General features: G+C 33.7%; 19 protein-coding genes. 3 read left to right on the top strand and 16 right to left on the bottom strand.

Annotated elements, in window-relative coordinates; translation table 11 throughout:
* Positions 1-3 precede the first annotated feature (3 nt).
* Positions 4-663 (top strand): endonuclease III, encoded by a 660-nt coding sequence (nth, locus tag H4O20_RS06415; RefSeq protein ID WP_139854859.1) that lies wholly within the window; start codon positions 4-6, stop codon positions 661-663.
* A 106-nt stretch (positions 664-769) separates the two neighbouring features.
* On the opposite strand, the gene H4O20_RS06410 is transcribed toward nth, so the two are convergent.
* Both H4O20_RS06410 and H4O20_RS06405 read right to left on the bottom strand, forming a co-directional pair.
* Positions 770-922, bottom strand: coding sequence for a hypothetical protein (locus H4O20_RS06410; RefSeq protein WP_165148262.1), 153 nt, complete (start codon positions 920-922; stop codon positions 770-772).
* Between the two features lie 59 nt (positions 923-981).
* Positions 982-1,566, bottom strand: a complete 585-nt coding sequence (locus H4O20_RS06405; protein WP_185098697.1) for an RNA polymerase sigma factor — start codon at positions 1,564-1,566, stop codon at positions 982-984.
* Positions 1,567-1,832: 266 nt separating this feature from the next.
* Here H4O20_RS06405 and uvrA point away from each other — a divergent pair, with 266 nt between their 5' ends.
* Complete coding sequence (gene uvrA / locus H4O20_RS06400) at positions 1,833-4,604, top strand: excinuclease ABC subunit UvrA (RefSeq protein WP_185098650.1); 2,772 nt, start codon at positions 1,833-1,835, stop codon at positions 4,602-4,604.
* Positions 4,605-4,920: 316 nt separating this feature from the next.
* Complete coding sequence (locus H4O20_RS06395; RefSeq protein ID WP_185098649.1) at positions 4,921-6,195, top strand: hypothetical protein; 1,275 nt, start codon at positions 4,921-4,923, stop codon at positions 6,193-6,195.
* 967 nt (positions 6,196-7,162) lie between these two features.
* Here H4O20_RS06395 and H4O20_RS06390 read toward each other — a convergent pair.
* From H4O20_RS06390 to H4O20_RS06325, 14 genes are all read right to left on the bottom strand, one after another.
* The gene (locus tag H4O20_RS06390) at positions 7,163-8,929 is read right to left on the bottom strand and encodes an ABC transporter ATP-binding protein (protein WP_139854863.1); all 1,767 of its coding nucleotides are present in this window, start codon (positions 8,927-8,929) and stop codon (positions 7,163-7,165) included.
* 206 nt (positions 8,930-9,135) lie between these two features.
* Entirely contained in the window at positions 9,136-10,194 is a 1,059-nt protein-coding gene (locus H4O20_RS06385) for a hypothetical protein (protein WP_185098648.1), read from the bottom strand.
* Entirely contained in the window at positions 10,191-11,078 is an 888-nt protein-coding gene (locus H4O20_RS06380) for a glycosyltransferase family 2 protein (RefSeq protein ID WP_185098647.1), read from the bottom strand. Before H4O20_RS06380 ends, H4O20_RS06385 begins: the two co-directional genes overlap by 4 nt.
* Positions 11,079-11,118: 40 nt before the next feature.
* Entirely contained in the window at positions 11,119-12,258 is a 1,140-nt protein-coding gene (locus H4O20_RS06375) for a glycosyltransferase (RefSeq protein WP_185098646.1), read from the bottom strand.
* On the bottom strand, positions 12,255-13,040 hold the full coding sequence (locus tag H4O20_RS06370) for a sulfotransferase domain-containing protein (protein ID WP_185098645.1): 786 nt from the start codon (positions 13,038-13,040) through the stop codon (positions 12,255-12,257). The genes H4O20_RS06375 and H4O20_RS06370 overlap by 4 nt, the downstream gene beginning before the upstream one ends.
* Complete coding sequence (locus H4O20_RS06365; RefSeq protein WP_185098644.1) at positions 13,037-13,747, bottom strand: class I SAM-dependent methyltransferase; 711 nt, start codon at positions 13,745-13,747, stop codon at positions 13,037-13,039. The genes H4O20_RS06370 and H4O20_RS06365 overlap by 4 nt, the downstream gene beginning before the upstream one ends.
* Positions 13,748-13,756: 9 nt before the next feature.
* The gene (locus tag H4O20_RS06360; RefSeq protein WP_185098643.1) at positions 13,757-14,629 is read right to left on the bottom strand and encodes a sulfotransferase domain-containing protein; all 873 of its coding nucleotides are present in this window, start codon (positions 14,627-14,629) and stop codon (positions 13,757-13,759) included.
* A gap of 6 nt (positions 14,630-14,635) precedes the next feature.
* Positions 14,636-15,838 carry an ABC transporter ATP-binding protein gene (locus H4O20_RS06355; RefSeq protein ID WP_185098642.1) on the bottom strand — a complete coding sequence of 401 codons (1,203 nt, stop codon included), beginning with the start codon at positions 15,836-15,838 and terminating at the stop codon, positions 14,636-14,638.
* A gap of 292 nt (positions 15,839-16,130) precedes the next feature.
* Complete coding sequence (locus H4O20_RS06350; protein WP_185098641.1) at positions 16,131-16,970, bottom strand: ABC transporter permease; 840 nt, start codon at positions 16,968-16,970, stop codon at positions 16,131-16,133.
* Positions 16,971-17,060: 90 nt separating this feature from the next.
* Positions 17,061-17,714, bottom strand: coding sequence for a hypothetical protein (locus H4O20_RS06345; protein WP_185098640.1), 654 nt, complete (start codon positions 17,712-17,714; stop codon positions 17,061-17,063).
* Between the two features lie 10 nt (positions 17,715-17,724).
* The gene (locus tag H4O20_RS06340; protein WP_185098639.1) at positions 17,725-18,360 is read right to left on the bottom strand and encodes a hypothetical protein; all 636 of its coding nucleotides are present in this window, start codon (positions 18,358-18,360) and stop codon (positions 17,725-17,727) included.
* Position 18,361: 1 nt separating this feature from the next.
* Positions 18,362-18,988 (bottom strand): hypothetical protein, encoded by a 627-nt coding sequence (locus H4O20_RS06335; protein WP_185098638.1) that lies wholly within the window; start codon positions 18,986-18,988, stop codon positions 18,362-18,364.
* Between the two features lie 339 nt (positions 18,989-19,327).
* Positions 19,328-21,811, bottom strand: coding sequence for a hypothetical protein (locus H4O20_RS06330; protein ID WP_185098637.1), 2,484 nt, complete (start codon positions 21,809-21,811; stop codon positions 19,328-19,330).
* A 200-nt stretch (positions 21,812-22,011) separates the two neighbouring features.
* Positions 22,012-22,392 carry a hypothetical protein gene (locus H4O20_RS06325; protein WP_139854877.1) on the bottom strand — a complete coding sequence of 127 codons (381 nt, stop codon included), beginning with the start codon at positions 22,390-22,392 and terminating at the stop codon, positions 22,012-22,014.

The raw sequence follows: 22,392 nt of genomic DNA, 5'->3' as shown, positions 1-22,392 counted from the left end.
AAAATGACAAAGAAAGAAAAGGTTGAATTCGTTATAGATACGTTAAACAACCTTTACCCACAAATACCTGTACCGCTAGATCACAAGGATCCGTACACATTATTAATCGCGGTATTGCTATCGGCGCAAAGCACAGATGTACGAGTTAATCAAATCACACCCTTGCTGTTTGAAGTTGCCGATAATCCGTACGATATGGTTAAACTCTCTGTTGAAGAAATAAGAGAAATAATTAAACCCGTAGGGCTATCTCCTATGAAATCAAAAGGAATACACGGTCTTTCTCAGATATTGATTGAAAAATACAACGGTGTAGTTCCGGCAGATATAGAATTATTAAAAACTTTCCCAGCCGTAGGACATAAAACTGCTAGCGTTGTTGTAAGCCAAGCGTTTAATATTCCAGCGTTTCCTGTAGATACACATATACACAGACTAATGTATCGCTGGGGCTTTTCTAACGGGAAAAATGTAGTGCAAACTGAAAAAGATGCGAAGCGGTTATTTCCTAAAGATTTATGGAATAAACTTCACCTTCAAATGATTTGGTATGGAAGGCAATACTCCCCTGCTCGCGGATGGAACTTAGACAAAGATATCATCACAAAAACAATTGGCAGGAAATCGGTAATTAACGAGTATTGGAATAAGAAAAAGAAGTAAATATTATACTGTTTTTCAGATTCAACTTCAGCGTAAATTTTGAGAAGATTGAAATTCTAAGACATAAAAAAACCCTGAAATTTTTGTTTCAGGGCTTTTCCAAAGTTTAGTTAAGAAGTGCTTCAAACTTCTTGTTTTGGTAATCTATAACACTTAAAGCCATCGAATAATCCAGAAGAAATTTTATGGTTTCTTCTTTTGGAACGAGATTTTTATTCACGTCGTCCACACGTGATATTTTAGAGTAAAATTTTTGCATAGATTCTTGTTGTTTAATGGTTTATTCCCAAATAACGCAACAAAAATCATATTATTGTATCAATTGGTTAATATAATATTATGTTTATCAATAACTTTCCTCAAATTTATCAGGGCATATCGCATTCTACCCAAGGCTGTATTGATGCTAACACCTGTTTGCTCGCTAATTTCCTTAAAGCTCATGTCTTTATACATACGCATAATTAAAACTTCTTTTTGATCTTCAGGAAGTTCTTCAATCAATCTTCGGACATCATCTTCTACCTGTCCTTTAATAATTTGTTTTTCAGCATTTAAAGAACTGTCACTTAAAACAGAAAAAATATTGAAATCATTATTATTCTCGAATTTAGGCATGCGATTGCTTTTTCTGAAATGGTCTATTACCAAGTTATGTGCTATTCGCATCACCCAGGGAAGAAATTTTCCTTCCTCATTATAACCACCTTTTTTAAGTGTTTTAATAACCTTAATAAAAGTGTCCTGAAATATATCTTCAGATATATCTCTGTCGTAGACCTTTGAATAAATAAAGCTGTAAATTCTTTGTTTGTGACGTGTTATTAACTCGCCAAGTGCAGATTCATTACCCTTAATATAAGCGCTTACCAAAAACGCGTCAGTGTTCGTTTGTTGCTCCATACCAATACTTACTAAATAAATAAACAACAATGATTTGGTTGTTTAATAAAATGTTTATTTGTTAAAAGTAAAGGTCAGCTATAGGCAATAATTTATAATTAAGACGTTGTAAAGCGTAAATATAACAACATTCGCTTCACAAAAGCAAAAAAATGCTTAAAATTTTCTATAATAAATAATAATATCGGCAAAAGTGTGTTGCATAAACCTATATAGTATCTTTGCAATCCCGATAGCAGGTGGAAATAAAAAAGAAAGATATTACATTGAAAACAGAAACTATAGATACTAAGAACAACATCCTTATTCAAGGGGCAAAGCTTCACAATCTAAAAAATATAACGGTTGCTATACCCCGTAATAAACTTGTGGTTATTACCGGACTTTCTGGAAGTGGTAAATCCAGTTTGGCATTCGATACGCTTTACGCTGAAGGGCAACGCCGCTATGTAGAAAGCCTTTCGAGTTATGCTCGTCAGTTTTTAGGAAGATTGGACAAGCCTAAAGTTGATTCTATTAAAGGTATTTCTCCTGCCATTGCCATTGAACAAAAGGTAAATTCAACAAATCCAAGGTCTACCGTAGGTACTTCCACCGAGATTTATGATTACCTTAAATTACTTTACACGCGAATTGGGAAAACAATTTCTCCAATTTCAGGAAGAGAAGTAAAAAAGGACACCACTTCCGATGTAATAAAATTTATCAAGACCTTTTCAGAAGGCGAAAAATTATTGCTCCTTGCTCCTGTTCATCTTGAAGAAGGACGAACAATGGAAAATAAAATTCAAGCCCTAGCGCAACAAGGTTATGCTCGTGTAAAGGTTAAAGATGAAGTGATACGCATAGATGAGTTGAAATCTTTTCCAGAGAAAATTGATGTTGTTGTAGATCGCGTTATTACAAAAAATGAAGAAGATTTTTACAACCGTCTTGCCGATGCAGTTGAAATAGCCTTTTTTGAAGGTAAAGGTGAACTGTATATCGAGGAGCTATCTTCTAAAAAAATCACTGAATTTAACAATCGTTTTGAAGCTGATGGAATGTCGTTTATGGAACCCAACGCTCACTTGTTTAGCTTTAACAATCCTTATGGCGCTTGTCCCGTTTGTGAAGGTTATGGCGATGTAATTGGGATAGACGAAGATTTAGTAATTCCAAATACTGCTCTTTCTGTTTACGAAAATGCTATTTTTCCTTGGCGAGGTGAAAGCATGAGCTGGTATCGAGATCAGTTGGTAAATAGCGCTTATAAATTCGATTTTCCTATTCACAAACCTTGGTTTCAACTTACTGATGAACAGAAACAATTGGTTTGGAAGGGGAATAAACATTTTGAAGGCTTAAACTCATTTTTTTCATTTTTAGAATCGAAGAGTTATAAAATTCAAAATCGAGTAATGTTATCACGTTACCGAGGAAAAACGAAATGTGCTACTTGTAAAGGAAAACGACTTCGGCCTGAAGCTAGCTACATAAAAATAAACAATACTTCAATTCAAGAATTAGTTGAACTACCACTTGATAAGCTTGCCAATTTCTTTAAAAACCTTGAATTATCAGAATACGATGCTAAGGTAGGAAAGCGCTTATTATTGGAAATTAACAATCGCATTAGCTTTTTAAGAGATGTTGGTTTAGGCTACTTAACTCTTAATCGTAAATCGAATACACTTTCTGGTGGAGAGTCGCAACGAATAAACCTCGCTACATCCTTAGGAAGCAGCTTGGTAGGTTCGATGTATATATTGGATGAACCTAGCATCGGATTACATCCAAAAGATACAGAAAGGCTTATTGTAGTTTTGAAGGCATTACGCGATTTAGGAAATACGGTGATTGTAGTAGAACACGATGAAGATATTATGAAAGCCGCCGATCAGATTATAGACATCGGCCCTGAAGCTGGAACATTTGGAGGTGAAGTGGTGGCTCAAGGAAATTATAAAGAGATACTAAAATCTGATTCGCTTACTGCAAAATACCTCAATGGCGAGATGGAAATTGAAGTTCCGAAGAAACGCCGGACGTCCAAAAATAAAATTTCTATTACCGGCGCTAGACAGAACAATTTAAAAAACATCGATATTACCTTTCCGCTCAATGTTTTTACAGCGGTAACTGGTGTTTCTGGAAGTGGAAAAAGCACCTTGGTTAAAAAAATACTATACCCTGCCCTACTGCGTGAAATTGGTGGTTATGGTGAAAAACCTGGTCAGTTTTCAGAAATTACAGGGGATTTCAATACCATAAAAAGTATAGAATTTATAGATCAAAACCCAATCGGTCGTTCTAGCCGAAGTAATCCAGTTACCTATATTAAGGCGTACGATGATATTCGAAATCTCTTCGCCTCACAAAAACTATCGGACATACGCGGATTTAAACCAAAACATTTCTCATTTAACGTAGATGGCGGTCGATGCGAAACCTGTAAAGGTGAAGGGGAAGTAACTGTAGAAATGCAGTTTATGGCCGATGTACATTTAGTATGTGATACCTGTAATGGCAAGCGCTTCAAAAAAGAAGTCTTAGAAGTTACATTTCAAGATAAAAATATAGACGATGTTTTAAGCATGACGGTTGATGATGCTGTAGCCTTTTTTGGCAAACATGCACAGTCAAAAATAGCTGCAAAACTACAGCCACTACAAGATGTTGGACTTGGGTACGTACAATTAGGACAAAGCTCTTCTACCCTTTCAGGAGGAGAAGCGCAACGTATTAAACTCGCTTCATTTCTGGTAAAAGGAACTTCAAAAGAAAAAACTGTATTTATTTTTGATGAACCTACTACGGGGCTGCATTTTCACGATATTAAAAAGCTACTCGCTTCCTTTTATGCTTTATTAGAAAAAGGACATACAGTAATTGTGGTAGAACACAATCAAGACCTTATTAAATGCGCCGATTATATTATAGACCTTGGTCCTGAAGGAGGAGAAAATGGAGGACAAATAGTAGCTGAAGGCACTCCAGAAGAGGTAGTAAAAAGCAAAAAATCATTTACAGCTGCATATTTAAAAGAGAAGCTATAATTTCTCTAATTTGGCATACTATTTGAAATTAAAACAACAGAAACTTTTAGTTTTTGGTTGGTTAGTTTTAAAAACCCGTTGCAAATGGTAATTCATTTCAGCGGGTTTTTTTGATCAATAAAATACAAACTGAAGAAAATCCCCCCTCCCAACCACTTCTCTCTGTTCTCTTCTCTCTGTTCTTTTCTCTTTGCCCTCCCTCAAACCACATCTGATAATCAACACTTTAAAACTTTGGCACGGTCGTTGAATAATCTAGAACGTACCGAACTACCAAAGAACTTAGAGAAAGTACAAACCTTTAAATCTTTACCTTATGAAAAACTTAGCACTTATCTTCAGCATACTTTTTATGGGATTATCTGCTACTACAGCATCTCCAGAAAGTGAAAACAATATTAGAAGAAGTTATGACGGCAACGCATACATCTTCGTAGAAGGCGATGTAGAGTTTTCTGTCTTCCCAGATGGACAATTCGACTTCGTTTATATCGGACCTCAAAAAGGTTCTAATGTAACTATAACCTCCAGAAACGTTAATATAAGTTTCAACTCAGGGTATAATTATGACGCTTATGTTCAGTACGACGATTATGGAGCGGTAATTCAGGTAGAAAATGTACCTATTTACTACGACGAATACGGACGTATTATTCAAGCAGGGAATGTAGATATTCGTTACAACAACCGACGTTTAGTACGAGTAGGTGGCTTACACGTAATATATAACCATTACGGTCATTTTTCACATGTAAGTGGATATATCAACCCTTACAACAGATATTACGTTTACCGTCCGTGGCATGTTTATTATGCTAGACCACTCTATACACACTGTGTGGTTTACGACAGACCTTATAGAAGATACTATAAGCCTGTACGTTATAGCTACCACGAGCATATAGTGTATTACAAAAACAGAGATAAAGTAGCTTACCACAACGGGCGTAGAGATTTTTATCGCCCAGGAAGCCGTGTTTACGATAAAAGAGGAAGAGCGTCTATTAATAAAGACTTCAACCCAAGTAGAGAAAACACTATGATTTCTAACAATACTAGAGTTAAAAACTCGGTTAGAAATAACGATAGATCAAACAATGCTGTACGTTCAAACACAAGAAGCAATACAGTTACAAGAGATGTAAGCACGTCAAGTAGAGGTGCCGTAAAAACTGATAGAAACGTTAGAAATGGTAGCGTAAATGCTAACAGTAATCGCAACAAGAAAAGTGTTTTAACTCGTACAAATAACAACACACCTGTTAAGAGTTCGAACACTAGAACGAGAAGCGTGGAGCAAAGAAATACTCCTAGAACTGTAAAGAGTACTAGAAGCAATACCAGCAGAGCTACAACAGTTTCACAGAATAGAAACAGTACATTTAAAACACAAACTAGAAATGTTTCAACAAATAAAAGTAATAGAACAGTAACTAGAAATAAATCTCAAGCTCCTACGCGCACCACAACAAGCCGTAGTACTTCAGTAAAAAAATCTAGTGCACCTGCTCCTAGCAGAACAAAAGCAAATACCTCAAGAGGAAGTTCTTCAAGAGAATCTAATTCTAAAGGATCTAGAGGAAGAGGTTAAAAATAGTTTTTTGGTTGGTTTGTTAACCCCTCGTGATTCACAAAACGTGAAACTCGGGGGGTTGACTTTTTTAATTCAGAATTAAAAAATTCAGAATTCAGAATTATGAATTATAATTTTGGAATTTGGAGTTTGGAAATTAGAAGTTAGAAGTTAGAAGTTAAAATCTAGACTAACTTCTCATACCTCCTTTTAATTCAGAATTAGGAATTATGGATTACAATTTTGGAATTTGGAATTTGGAAGTTAGAAACTAGAGGTTAGAAACTAGAAACTAGACTTCGGTCTAGCGTCTTAAATCTCAAATCTTTTATTAATTACGTCTTTGAAATTTGGTATCTGGAATTAATCTTCTTCAACCAACTATCCACTCACTACTAGAAGCTAGAAGTTAGAATCTAAACTTCGGTCTAGCGTCTCAAATCTCACGTCTCAAGTCTTTTATGAATTATGATTTTGGGATTTGGAATTTGTTATTTGGAGTTTGTTATTTGGAGTTTGGAAGTTAGAAGTTAGAAACTAGAAACTAGACTTCGGTCTAGCATCTTAAATCTCACGTCTCAAATCTTTTATTAATTACGTCTTTGAAATTTGGTATCTGGAATTAATCTTCTTCAACCAACTATCCGCTCACTACTAGAAGCTAGAAACTAGAAACTAGAAACTAAACTTCGGTCTAGCGTCTTAAATCTCACGTCTCAAATCTTATTAATTATGCTTTTGGAATTTGGTATCTGGAATTAATCTTCTTCAACCAACTACCCTCTCACTACTAGAAGTTAAAAGTTAGAAATTAGAAGTTAGAAAACAGAATCAAGACTTCAATCTAGCGTCTCAAATCTCACGTCTCAAATCTTTTATTAATTATGCTTTTGAGATTTGGAATTTGTTATTTGGAGTTTGTTATTTGGAATTTGAAATTTGATTCTTCTCTCCCAACTACAAACTATCTACTACAAACTAAAAACTAAGGATTTCCACCATCGGCAAACTGGACTTCGTATAGGTTTCTATAGAAACCGTTTTCGTTTTCTAGGAGTTCGTGGTGGGTGCCTTCTTCAACAATTTTACCAGCATCCATAACGATAATTTTATCGGCTTTTTTAATTGTCGCTAATCGGTGAGCGATTACAATAGAAGTACGGTCTTTTGTGATTTTATCGGTGGCTGTTTGAATCAGCTCTTCAGAATAGGTGTCTACAGACGAAGTGGCTTCATCCAGCACTAAAATACTTGGTTTGCTTACATAAGCGCGTAAGAACGAAATTAACTGTCGTTGCCCCGAAGAAAGCATACTTCCTCGTTCTTTTACGTTATAGTGATAACCCCCTGGTAAACTCTCTATAAACTTGTGAACCCCGATTTCTTTAGCGGCAGCTATAACCTCATCTTCGGTGATGTTTGGATTGTTGAGCGTAATATTGTTGTAAATAGTATCCGCAAAAAGGAAGACATCCTGAAGTACAACAGCTATCTGACTCGTTAAAGAAGCTAAGGTGTACTCTTTTATATCGATATTATCAATTTTAATCACTCCGCTATTTATTTCGTAAAAACGATTTAGCAGATTGATAATTGTAGATTTTCCTGCTCCTGTTGCTCCCACTATGGCAACGGTATCCCCTGGATTCGCTTTAAAAGAAATACCTTTTATTACTTCTTCCCCTTCAATATAACCAAAATGTACATCAACAAATTCTATTTCACCCTTAGTGTTGGTGTAGTTTATAGTTCCATTGTCTTCTATATGCGATCTGGTATCTAAGATCCCGAATACGCGGTTTGCAGCAACCATTCCCATTTGCAGGGTATTGAATTTATCGGCAATTTGCCTAAGCGGTCTAAAAAGCATTTCGGCATACTGAATAAATGCCGTTATAATACCTAGGGTTACAGCTCCTCCTCCAATAACATTTAATCCACCGTACCAAACTACAAGACCCGTTGCAATTGCACCTGCCATTTCCGCAATAGGGAAAAATATAGAGTTATACCACACGGTACGAATCCAAGCTGTTCGGTGTTTTTTATTAATTTCCTGAAAGCGTTCGTATTCTGTTTTTTCTCGAGTGAAAATCTGTACAATCTTCATCCCTGTGATTCGCTCTTGAACAAAGGAGTTTAAATTGGCTACTTGATTACGAACATCTTCAAAAGCTACCTTCATCGCTTTTTGGAAGACGCGAGTCGCATACAAGATAAAAGGCAATACAATAAACACGATAAGGGATAATCGCCAACTTTGTGTAAGCATAAACCCTGCAATAACTAGCATTTTTAGTAAGTCGCTAATTATCATAAATAAGCCTTCGCTAAAAATACTGCTTATTGTTTCAACGTCGTTTACCGCGCGAGTAGTAAGTCTTCCCACGGCACTTTTATCGAAGTACTGCATTTTAAAGCTAGTCATTAATCGGAAAAGCTTTTGTCGCATATCCCGAATAACACTTTGTCCGAGCCAGTTGGTGTAAAAGATAAAAGCAAATTGAAAAACCACTTCCAAAATTAGCACCACTAGCATTAAAATAACGTAGGTCATAAAGCCTTCGCTATCTTTTGGTACTATCGAATCGTCTATAGCTAGTTTTAAAAGGTAAGGACGCAGAACCGCCAAACCAGACATAACAATTGCAGCAAAAGCAACAAATATGAAGATGCCTCGGTAGGGTTTAGTAAAGCTCATTAATCGTTTAAAGAGCTTAAAATCGAATGCGTTGCCTTTGTTTTCTGACACTAGTTACTTACTTGATTTATTTTTAAAATTAACGGTGGAAGTCTTTAGCTATAGACCGTTTGTAATGCGCTAATTTGGATTTAAATACCTCGCCTAAAAATTAGATTTTATGCGACTTGCAAATTTAGGGCTTTTGGATGTATTAGACCAAGATAAAGTTTTGTTGGTTTAGGGTGAATTGAAATATAAATTAATCTTTATAAAACCTAATTAATTTCATTTACCAAGTCATTTAAAAAAGCGTCCCACTGTAATGCAATTACTTTTGGCGAGAAAACTTGCAAGTCCATATCATTATACGGAAGATCAGTTTTCAACATTTTCACAGCATTACTAAGAGATGCTGCAACACTTGAATTATCGTCCGGGTTAAACGTAGGTAAATAAAGTTTTTCTAAAAACTCCTTCATATTGCCTATAGCTGGACCTACAATTACTTTTTTATAGGTAAGACCTAAAAAAATATTGCCAGAATTTAAAGAGTCTATTCTTGGTATGAAGACAATATCGGTAGCTGAGAGCCACAGTGATAAATCTTCAAAATTCATAAAGCCATAACCAAACTTATATTCGGGTAAGTAATCTTGATTATAGAAAGATTCTACAACCTTTTTTACATCAATGAATTTTTTAATCCGTTGACGTCCTTTAAATTCTATATTAAGCGATTTTTTAAACATCCTAGGAACCACAAGTAATTTGTTTCTAACTCTTAATTTCTTAAAAACCTTTAGAAGCATTTTACGCTCTTCTATGCTTCTTATGTTGCCTGGTGTTAACACCATTAATTTATTGTTTGATATTCCTAATCGTTTTCTAGCTTCTGCTTTATCGAATATTTCAAATCCTGTAGTATATAGTGGATGAGGAATATACTTATGAATCACAGATGGATATTTATTTTTAAATAACTCTAAGCTATATTTTCCTAGATGAACCATAGCATCGCAGTTTTCTAAAACTAATTCATATAGCTTCTTAAAGTTTGTAGTCATCCCATAATGCCTTTGTAGATTATGTACTACATAAACAACTTTTGCATTTCTTTTCCAATTGAAAATTGTTTTTTCTAGTTGCAAAAGCTGCTCTTGGCTTGGCTCCCTCCAATTAAATAACTTTTCAGGCCAATGGATTAGCACTATTGAATAATCGTCTATATTTGATTCTAATCCACCATAATCAAATTTCCACTGACTGTGCTTTGGTACAGAATCAAAAAACGGGTTTCTATCTTTTGATGTTGGAATTAAAACCTGATTTTTCATGGGTTAATTCGTTTAATTCTTCCAGCTATATAACCCTTCAATTGAGCTATAAGTTTAGAATCTGGTAGAGTTAATGCCTTTATATGTTTTTTAATCTTTTTTGACAACTTCTTCCAAATTATGTCTTTAGTAGCTTGGTAGTATGCTGGATATAATTTGGCCAATAACAACCTATTTCTCGTCATATAATAATGATACATATCTCCTTTTTCACTAGACAGATGATAGGCCAAAGCATCGACATTCGTCATAAGTCTATACCCATTATCCTTTGCTCTTATACACCATTCTGTTTCTTCAAAGTATAAGAAAAAATCTTCTCGCATTAATCCAATATCCTCAAAAACAGAAGTTCTAACCAAAAACACACTTCCATTTACATAATCTATCGATTGCAAGCTTGAGTTATAACTAACAGCATTTTTTGCTTTATTATTATTTAGATGATGAGTATAAACACCCTTTTCCATATCAATTAACCCACCATCAGAGTATATAAGATTTGGGTCTTTTCTATAACAAATTCGTGGACCTACCGCTGCAACATCTAGATTTTGGATTAATACCTGGACTAAATTTTCAACACAGTTATAATCTAACCGAATGTCTGGATTTAATAGTAATACAAAAGGAACCTGATTTGATATTGCTTCCTGAATAGCATGCTTATTCCCAGAAGCATATCCATCATTAGTAGATAGTAATCGTAAATTACTATCAGGTATAGCAGCCTCTAAAATAGCACGATCTTCTATACTTGAATTGTTGTCAACAACAATAGCTTTATAGTTAGTATAACTTTGATTTTTCAAATCATTGTATAAAGCAACTGTTTCTGTGGCCGAATTATAATTAAGAATAATAATGTAAAGTTGTGAATGCATTAATTAGTTGGCTTTAACACATATAGTGATATAAAAAATACTATTTATCTAATACTCTTAAAATTTCGGCATAGTACTTTGGACAAATTAAATCGGGGGTAAAGTTTGAAAAAGCAGACTTATTATAATCACCATGCTCTTCCAAAAGCTTTTTATCATCATAATATTTCATTATACATTTCGACATTTCTTCTATGTCTAGATAAGGAACCACAACCCCGCCTCCATCTTTGAGAACTTCATTAGTTCCAACAGCATTTTGAAAGCTTATTATAGGCTTACCTAACATGCCTATTTCGATACATACTAGAGGAAACGGATCTTCTCTAGAAGTCATTAAAAACACATCGAAGTTTGAATACTTTAAACTAGGATCTTTTAGCTCTCCAATAAAGTGTACTCTATTTTGTAAACCCATTTTTTGAATATCAGCTTCTACTATAAACTTAACATCCTTGTTTATACTACCTACCCATTCGAATACTATATTATTTGCATCGTAATGCTTGTTAATATAACTTGCTACTTGTAAGAAAACATCGTATCCTTTTCGCCAACTTACATGTCCTGATGCGCCAACTACAAATCTATTTTGCTCTTTTTTAGACAAAGCTTTTGAATTAGTGTCTACTAAAGCACATGAATAAATATTTGATACTAGTTTTCTATCTACTAATCTATTTTTAATAAGATTATTTGCAACAAGATTAGAAGCTGTAATAAAGCCATCAACACTTTCTACATATTGATTAAAGTTAGGCAAAAGTTGATTTATAACTGTGTTGAGCTCATGAACATGTGCCAAAACCTTACTATTTAAACTAACCTTCTTTAGAGCCACAGCCATAGGTATGGAAACAATCGTATTGGCATAAATTACGTCATAACCTTTACTTGCGATACTAGATATAAAAACTTCCTTTTTGTTTTTCTGTTTATATAAATGAAGCTTTTTTAAAATACGTTCTATTATCGATAGAGAATTGGTTTTTGTTTCTAGCAAATAATTATAATAATTGGAGCAATTTTCCTGAAACTCTTCCTCCATATTACCACAACGTAATGCTAACACATCTATTTGAACTTGAGGCTTATTTTTTTTTAGCCAACGTAAAAAGTGTAGAAGAACCATAGGAGCTCCAGTTCTTGTGGTGTCGTGGGTGATGAATAGGATTTTCATGCGTATAACGAAAGTTTATTTAATTGCGTATAAATCAAAGATATTTTTGAATTCATTTTATCAATACTTGCGGTTGCTCGTGATAATTTTTTTTCAGGAAATTCTTTATTAATACTCGCTCCTATAAAGTCTTCGATTTTATTTTGTGTTTCGGATGTAAACAATTGATTATAATGAATGAATAACCAATTATTTTTATTTTTATCTTGATTGTAGTTTTTAAGTATGTGAGAATACATTAATTCCCAAACCTTCAACGCTTTTCTTACATCCATTTTTAAAGGATGCAAAGCTTTGTTTTCTCTACATTCTCTAACGATACTATTGGCAGTTTTAGCTGGTTCTCTATAAACAACTAAATATTTAACCTTGATTTCATTTTTCTCTATTACAGATTGCCATATAGGAAGTGTATAGCTTAAACGAGGGTCCTTATAACAAAACCTTTCTTTGTTTATTAAGGATGAGATTCTATTATCTATTTTTTCATTGCTAACATTTTTTTTAGTTATAGATACTCTCGCCAACCATCTCGCTCTATAAAATGTAGAAGAAGGGAACAATTGTTTTCTTATGAATTCTGGAATAGATACTAAAGTTTCCTTTAAAATATCTTCATTAACAGTATTTACTTCGTAATCTTCAAAAAAACCTTTAGGATTTGCTTTGTTTTTATTCAAATATTCAAAATCATCTCCTAAATGAAATCCAGAATCAGCTAACATACCCGTTAACATACTCGTTCCACTTCTCCCCGACCCTAAGATTAATAGGTTTTTCATTTCCTCAATATCTTTGAAACAAAAGACTTCTTTTTATTACTCGATTCATTTTTTAATTGATGTAGCAGGCTTAGCTCGTTATACTTTCCATTCGTTAAATCAATGAACTCATAACCTTTAGCTCCTTTATCTATTAAGAACTGATTATAAGGCAACCCATAAATCTTCACATTATTTGACTCAGCAAAATAAACAGCAAAAGGAAAAACTAACGAGGGTTCATAACTTCTATCATGCTGCCATATACTCGGACAAAAGTCATCACCTGCTATATAACCATTTGATTTAATCTTCCCCCATATAGCAATTAAATCTACGCTAATACCTCTTAAAGTGTGATCTCCATCTATATAAGCAAAATCTAAAGAATTATTTTCGATATCATCTTGAACATCTTGAGTTCTACCTCTAAAAACTTCTCTTTTTTCGACTGCAAAATTTGTCTTATGCATTGTCTCTTCATAAAAGCTTTGAAATGTATCATCCAATACATTTGCTGGTTTATTCCAATCATCCAAATGACGCCAAGGGTCTATCATTAAATACTTTTTAATATCCTGACATGATAATAATATTTTTTCGGCAAAATCACCCTTAAAAACTCCTACTTCAACAACATTTTTCAACTCTTTTTCCTGTAAAAAAGATATCCATAAATCATATCTATCATTGGAATTTCTTATTATTTTCTTTAGACACTTTATCATAATCTACTCTTAATTTTTAAGCCAATTTTTCAAATCAATGTTTATTAATGATTCCAAAACTAGAATATCTTTTTTATAAAATTTTAAAAAATAGTCCCTATCGTTCTTATACATAGTTTCATTAACTGTATTTATTTTATTTACATAATTATACAGATTAAAACTTATTTTTTTTACTAGAAGTCCTATCTGCCTCAGTAAATTACTCTTATATATTGGATAGCTCTTCATATAAATTTTACTAGTATCAAAATTAAATTCGTCACTAACCCCTAGAAACCTAATAATGTCATTGCAAACTTTATTAGCATCTTTTTTTAAATCATCATAAAAAACAATTTTAATTTGATTTTTATTAAATAAGCTATAATATCTTTTTAGATGCTTACCATAATTCCCTTTTTCTAAATAATCAAAATACGGAGGCTTATTACTTCGTTTTCTTTTCTCGATGAGATTAATCGCTTTTCTAAAATTATATTGCCTATCGTATCCCATTCTTACATTATGTTTCCAGTCTGAATATAAACGGTCTACAGGGTTTCTTAAAATAACTATTAATTTCATTTGAGAATCAAAGTCATAAATATTTTTTGCTGCCGGCTCAAAATGAAAATAGTTTGGTGAAGCTTCTCCAATATAAGGAGCAGTTTTATTTTTAAATAAATTTAAATACTCCTCTTCGTTTTGGATTGTTGATTTTTTTATCTGATTTACTACAACTTCATTTGCATTAAAATTTAAATTTAAATTTTTAAACGAAAAATATTTAGGCTCTTTTACATCTGCAAATTCAATTTTAGGATGTTGACCTAAATAATTATATAAAGAAGTAGTACCACACTTTGGACTTCCAATGATTAAAAAATTTGGTTTAGACATGTAATATCAGGCTTTAGTAAATTCAGTTGAAAGATAAAATGGTGGAAAAATTTCAAGTTCATGATTAGAGTAGAAGGTGAATGCACCCTTTACTCTTAAATAAGGCTCTCTGCTTATTGCATTATTAACTGAAACATCTACAGAGTAAAACCCTTTAGATAATTCTAACCTTTTATGCTCTATAAAGAATTCTATAATATTATTTTGTAAACCAATTATATCACTTTTAGTATTATGTTTTAAATGAGCAACAGGTTTTTGTTCCTTATCAAAAACGACTAATATAAATATTAAATCATTCTTGAAATTATGCCTTTTAAATTTTAAATATATCTTTAAATTTTCTCCCCAATTTATTTGTGGAATATCATTTTCTGAAATTTCAGAAATTACTTTTGACTCAAGTAATTCTATCGTTCCGTCATTAAAAATTATATCATTTGAACTTTGGGAAAATCTTGTATAATACAAATCAATTGCCTTTCCAACATCATCTCCCTGAAATTGGGCCTTGCCCTGTTCCATTAAAATAATCTGACTACAAATTCGAGAAACCATAGGCATACTATGGCTTACAAATATCACAGCGGTATGTGGTAAAATTGTATCAATAGTTTTAAAACATTTTAAAACAAAACCCAAATCCCCAACTGCTAAAACCTCATCTATAATCAACACATCGGGTTCCATTTGTGCGGCTACTGCAAAGCCAAGTCGCACTTTCATCCCGCTACTGTAATTCTGAACAGGCATATCAATAAACTCCCGTATTTCGGCAAAGTCTATTATTTTATCAATCTTTTCGTCTATTTCTTTTTTTGTGAATCCAAGAATAGCCCCGTTGTTATAAATGTTTTCTCTACCGCTAAGAATAGGGTTAAAACCAGCCCCAAGCTCTATTAAAGCGCCTACTCTCCCCCTAATGGTAACCTTTCCTGCATCTGGATTTATAAGTCCGTTAAGGATTTTCAATAAAGTAGATTTCCCTGCGCCATTGTGGCCTATAAGTCCGAGACATTCCCCTCGCCTTAACTCGAAGCTAATATCCTTCACCGCCCAAAATTCCTTTGGCCGCAGCTCTCGTTCGTTTTTGTTTCCAGATAAACCAGAAGCCAAATCCTTCACCCCATACCACAAGCTAGTTTTAAGATCCTTACAAAACTTTTTGGAGAGGTTTTCTACTTTTACTAAAATTTCACTTTCGTTCATTAGATGGTGGTTGGTCTTTGGTCTTTGGTCTTTGGTCTTTGGTGGTTTATAGTTTGTGAAAAATAGCAATATACTTTTCAAACTTCAACTTTCTATCACTTATTTTATATCTAATCAATTTCAAAATTTTCAATCTCAAAGCAATCACTCCATGTTAGAGACGAACAATGCACAGGAGTTTAGAGTTTAGAGTCTAGAACCTAGAGTCTAGAATCTAGAGTCTAGAGTTTTGCATCTCACGTCTCACGTCTCACGTCTCACATCTCACATCTCACATCTCGCGTCTAAAAAATCACGCACTCATTCGTTCCACTAAAATTGGTATTGAAATTCTATAGAAAATTAATGCTATTAAAAACAAAGGAATACAGCAGGCGATTACGATTAAAAAATAAGTGAGGTACGCGGGAGGCATTCCAACAGCAAAATCGCGAGCCGTTAAAATAATTGGCGTAAATGGGTTCCACTCCATTACGGTTCTCATAATTCCACTTTTGGGAATTGCATAAACTACTGGAGTTACATACATTAAAAACTGCAAGCCAAAAGTGATCATTCTGCCTATGTCTTTATACAACATCCCTAAAGGGGTGATAAATAAGCCTAATGTAGTTCCAAAGAAAATACCTGCAAATAACACAAAAGGGAAAAGTAAAAGGCTCCAGTTGAAACCAACCCCATAGAAAAAGATGAATATCAGCAGCAATATTACTTTTACCGAGCTATTAAAGAGAAGTTTTAAAATCCCCGACATCACCAAGGCTTCTTTAGGGAAATTAATTTTCGATAATATTCCTTTGGCGCTATTAGTACTACTTATTGGCGAGTTAATGGCTTCGGTAATTACGGACCACAACAGCGTTCCTGAAAAAGCATATACTGGATAAGGTATTCCTGTATCAGTTAATTGTACTGTACCGGAGCTATTCAGAAAAATCCAAACAAATGCTGTAGCTAGTGGTGTTACAAACGCCCAGATTATCCCGAGATAACTCTGCCTGTATTGTGCTTGTATGTCTCTTTTTGCTAATTGGAATGACAAGAAACGAGACCGACGAATATCTTTTAAGCTTTCCACTAAAAGCTTCCCGAGATGTAAATTGTTTTCTTTTTGGTAAACTTTGGTTTCCAAGAATAATTATTTAGACAAGAAATATTTTAATGTAGCTAATATAGGTATTTAAAAAGAAAACTATTGAAGTTGTATTATTAGTTGTGCTAATTAAAATCCTTCTGGCGTTGCCACCGTTCTAGTAGTGTTTCCTCCCATATTAACCTCTATCCTATCACTCCAATTTTTAGTGATAAAATCATTTTTATAAATAGTTACATCCATATAAATATCAGTATTCATGGGCCAAAACCTATAACTTCTACTATTTTGTACAAACCCCTTTATCCACCATTCTCCATTGTGTACATAAGCATAAAACTGATGTCCTTCCATAAATCTATTACTGTTATTAGCCTCAGATCTAAACGAAACATTTGTGGTTTGATCAAGATGAATTAAAAGGTAATAGCCGTGAACTGCAAGGGTGTACTTTTCTGCACTTATTTTGGTATTGTAACCACCTCTTAACCCATATTCGGAAACATCTCTAAACAAAAACTTGATATAGTTTAAAGGCCCATAGGAGCTCGTTCCAATATCGTATTTTACTATTTTAGTTTCATTATCTTTAACTACTAGTAGTTTAGAACTTGTAACATTTAAATCACCCCCAGGGTTTTCTAGATAGAGTTTATCTTTTACCAAAACATCGCCTATTACATCAAGTGTGGCATTAGGGTTTGGGTTGTTAATTCCAACCTGCGAGAACACCCCAAGACTTTGAATAAATAAAAAAGCTAAAAGAAAATAATGATTTTTCATATTTAATTATTTAAAGACCTATAGGTGCGGGAGCCGATCCTATACTAAAACCATAAAGATTTGCTGTAATTGGAGGAAGTTCTTTAAAATAGTTTCTATCAAATACTATCAAACTCACGTAATACACTATACTATCATTATTGTAACTATCTCTTTCTCTATTTCTTATTTCTAAATGCCACGTGCCTCCTTGCATAAAAGTTCTAGAAACAAAATAGCCTAGACGCGTGTAGTTGGAACCTGTTCGACCTTTTACAATTGGTTGACCTTCATACCTAAAATTGGCAATACCTACAATGTATTTAGATGCATCGTATTGAAGATTTACATTGTTAACATTATCTCTATTTAAATTGTGAAATCTATAGTTAATAATATTAACTGGAGCCACGCTAATTGATTTTACATCTAATTTGGCTACTTCCCCTGGAGGATTGGAATTGCTCTTTCTCAACAATAGATTAAGGTTTGTGCTTTCAGTATTTACACTCTCTAAATTTTCCAACTTAAAATGATTTTGAATTAAAAGTGAGCCTTCAACATCTAATTCATACCCTGGCGTAGGTGTGTCTGTACCAATTCCCACTTGGGAATACCCCAGATAGGTAAAACAGAAACAAAATAGAAAAACAGTATTTTTAATCATATTAATCGATAATTGGGGAGGCTGCCTCCTTAGTGGTTGCACCATTCATTTCAATAATTTGGTCTGGAAATTCCTTGGCTATATTTCTTGTTATTAATATTGTGTTTATTGTCCAAGTGCCATTCACAGAACCATCTGTTGTTGCAGATGGATAATCGGCTCTAATTCGCCACGTTCCTGTAAAGGGGTCTACAACTGTAGAAACTGCTGGAATTGCAAAATTCCCAGGAGTACCATCCATCACTAATTCATGACTAAAATAGGCTGATATTACTATCATACCATATTTTGAAGCCTTTATATTTGTATTAAAATCACTTACCCAATCCCTACTCACATTGGTTAACTTGTATTCTTGAAAGTAGGCTAAGGAATTACCTACGTAAGTGGTATTTAGTTCTTTAACTACCTCGCCTTGATTTTGAGTCAACAAATAGGGTACGTCCAAATCTTGAATTACGCCCAAATTTTCAATATTAATTGCACCATTTATAGTAGTATTTCCAGCCACCTCTAAGGTGGTTCTAGGGGTAGTAGTATTAATACCTACTTGTGCAAAAATTGGTAATGATAGTAAGCAAGAAATAAATAGTAGAATATTCTTTTTGAAGATGGGGATACGCTTCATGCAGTTAAGTAGTTGGGGGTAAAATAGTTATGATATTTTATAAAAAAATCAGTCTTATTACAAACAAACTTATAAAAAATTCGATAATATTTTAAGGTTTTATTAAGAATTTTTTAAAAGAACTAAGGAACTTTTAAAGCAATGTATAAAAGAAATTCGAAAAGATATTTACCGTTAATTAATTAGAAAAAATAGGATAATGGGATAGAAATATAGTGGGAAATTATTTTGGGAAGCACTCAGTTTTTATATTTAAATGGCATGAATTACTAAAAATAAAATGATGAAACCCCTTCGATAGAATCGCAAGGGGTTTCTTTAATAGAAATATTCATTTTTTTAATCTGCTTTTTGGATATTACCTTTATCCTTAACAGATGTATTTACTGGGGTTGCACTAGGTTGTTGTTCAATAGAAGATGTTTTAGAATTTCCAATTTCTGATAAGCTAGGATTCTCGTTTTTGGAAACATTATTTTCAGTACTACCTTGAGGTTTATACTGATTGTTAATTCTTTTAATTGATTCAGGATTTTTCACTTCTCTTAATGGCATTGTTTGATTTAAAACTTCTTCTCTATTTATTTTTGTAGCATCTAAAGTTTGTGATTGCATTTCTGCAGTACCAACAGAGTTTCTACTCAAATGTGAATTTGTTTTATTTTGAATTCCACTTATTTTATTTCTTAAAATTCCTTTATCCGCAGATTGTCCGTATACCTCAGGAGTTAAATATAACCCTCTTTCAGACCCTTTATCGACGACCATAATACGATTTTCTGGATTGTTTCTAATGTAAGGGTCGTTTCTTTCGGCAGTTACTACCCAAGATACTTTTTTACCCGGCACACCACCTGCTATTACAAAAACCCCATTCTTAACTTCTTTTGCTATATGTATATTTGGCATAGCTGCACCAATGGAGGTAAGCTGATAGGAAGCATTTTTATTAATAGCATCATAGTAATCTGGTAATTGAACCACAACTTCCCCCGATGAATCAAATGCATTTACACCTCGATACAGATTAAGAATTTCATTCGATTCGATACTAGCGTGTTTTAAATACTTGTTTGCAGGATCTCGAGGATCATCTATTATAAAATTTTTCGTTCCTCCTGCGGTTAAATTTCCTGAGGCAGAAATTGTTTGGCTATTAATAGTGTTAGCTACCATTACATGTCCATCTTCTATAATAAAACCATCGCTAATTATACCCCTTGGCACTACAATTGGTTGATCCGATGTAATTGTTCCCGTGGCATGAAAATCTCCTGAAGAGTAAACACCATACCCATTCTCGTCCGTAGCATGGCCGAAAACCCCTATATTTAATCCAGTCCCTGCGACTCCTGCTCCTTGATTACCACTGGGTATAGTATAAGTACCTATATTATTACCTACTCCTATAACACCAATAGGGTTTGCACCCGCATTTGCTTTTCCATATACTCCTACAGAAGCCCCTGTACCAGCCACACCTGCACCATTTACTGAAATAGATGCTGTATTTAATTTATTACCTACTCCAATTAGACCTGTTCCATCATTATTGTCAGCCCATCCCGAACCACCACTACTTCTTCCGACTAATACTGCTCCAGTTCCTGGGAAATTTAATGTATATCCTAAATTCTGACCAATGGCTAGTAAACCATTCCGGTTAGCACCAAAAAGAGTTGTATTCCATGCAATAAGACCAAATCCATTATTTAAACCAGACTCAAATATTCCTCCATTCCCACCTACTCCTCGTACACCTATATTAGTGGAATTCCCAAAAACTCCATTTCCAAGACCAGAGGATTTCTCTCCATAAACTCCATCTTGCCCTAATCTAGTTAAACCCCAAACTCCATCTCCGTAACTATCTGAAGCGTTTGACCCTACAACTCCAGCCAAAGAGCTTGAACTCACAACAGTACCTTGTACACCAACGTAGTCTATAGATTGACCATAAACTCCGATACCATTAGTAGCACTACCAGCAACACCATCGTCATTATTATTTAATGCAAAAGCAGTTAAAGAGACATCTGTCCACAAGCTATTCCCTGTATTTACCCCAACATTTCCACCACTTATAATTCTCATCCTTTCATTACCATTAGTAGATAATCCTAAAGTATTTGCCCCTATTCTATACATTCCTATATCACTATCTGAACTCCATGAATAAAAAGGAGCTGCAGCAGTTCCATTGCCCATTGCATGTACTTGTTCAGCATTAGGTATTCTAAATTTCTCAGTTCCATTTGTTGAAAAACTTATAACATTATCTGCTTGACTCCACATTCCTGTATTAGATCTATCTACCCAAGAATAGGTAGGTTGTCCAGGTCCTCCATAATGAAAACTTCGCAACCTACCATTATTTGTAAACTCAAACCGCTCTTGATTATCAGTTCTCACTCGAAACGGTTGATTATCCGTTGTACCTATAAAATTTGTACCCGGCACAGTACCCGCATTCCCTGTTAGCTTCCAATCATCACTAGCATCTGAAGTTGCTGCAATTCGCACCCATCTACTTCCGTCATTAAAATAATATCCTGGAGAAACTCCATTAGTGCCAGTAGTAGTTGCAGTGTTATAAACTGCCATCCCTGCTAAGTGAGCGGATAAAGGAGCTACATTATTAGTTGCAACAAGAGCTACCCTAGGCAAAAGCAATCCTCCAGGAGTAGTTGACGCATCTATCTCTAATAACGCATTGGTATTTGGGTTTGTAGTACCTATCCCCACTTGAGAAAAGGCAGTTATCGTTAGGAATGAAAAAAAATAAAATAGGATTACTTTTCGAAAGGTGTAGTGTTGATTCATCCGTAATTGAAATTTTAAGTTTATACTTAAGTTATGTTGTATCAGAATTTTACAACAATAACAAACATAAAAATAAAATACCTATTTATCATTAATTTTTGAAAAATTTCCATCGTTAATCAATATAAACAACAATAACTTGACATATTCCCACTATAAATATTAAATTATGTGATAAACATCAAAACAATCTAGGAAGTTTATTCATCTGGTGAGATTAAAACAGCATTTAAAATTACACTCTTATTACTCTTTAAATTAGAATTTTTAATACTGTCAATACTTCGTTTATACGTTAAAGTACTTTGATTAGTAATTGGCTCTAAGGATAGAAAAGTTTCCTTACGCAAAGAGTCGTTATCGACAATATTACTGCTTGAAATTCTTGAATGAAAAGTTTTTTCTACTGTTGTAGCAGCCGGATTAATTAGAACTGGCGTAAGAGTTAAATTCCTTGTACTTGTTTTAGACGAATTTTCTTCACTTTGATTATTAACTTGATCATAATTTTTTTCTTGAGTTATTCCAATTGCTGAATAAAACAAGCAACTTATAATAAATATTAATTTTATTGCTTTCAT

It is taken from the genome of Aequorivita sp. 609, from assembly GCF_014212065.1.
GTDB classification, from domain to species: domain Bacteria; phylum Bacteroidota; class Bacteroidia; order Flavobacteriales; family Flavobacteriaceae; genus Aequorivita; species Aequorivita sinensis.
Note: the sequence above shows the minus strand (reverse complement) of the source record. Positions and strands in the feature narration are given on the sequence as shown.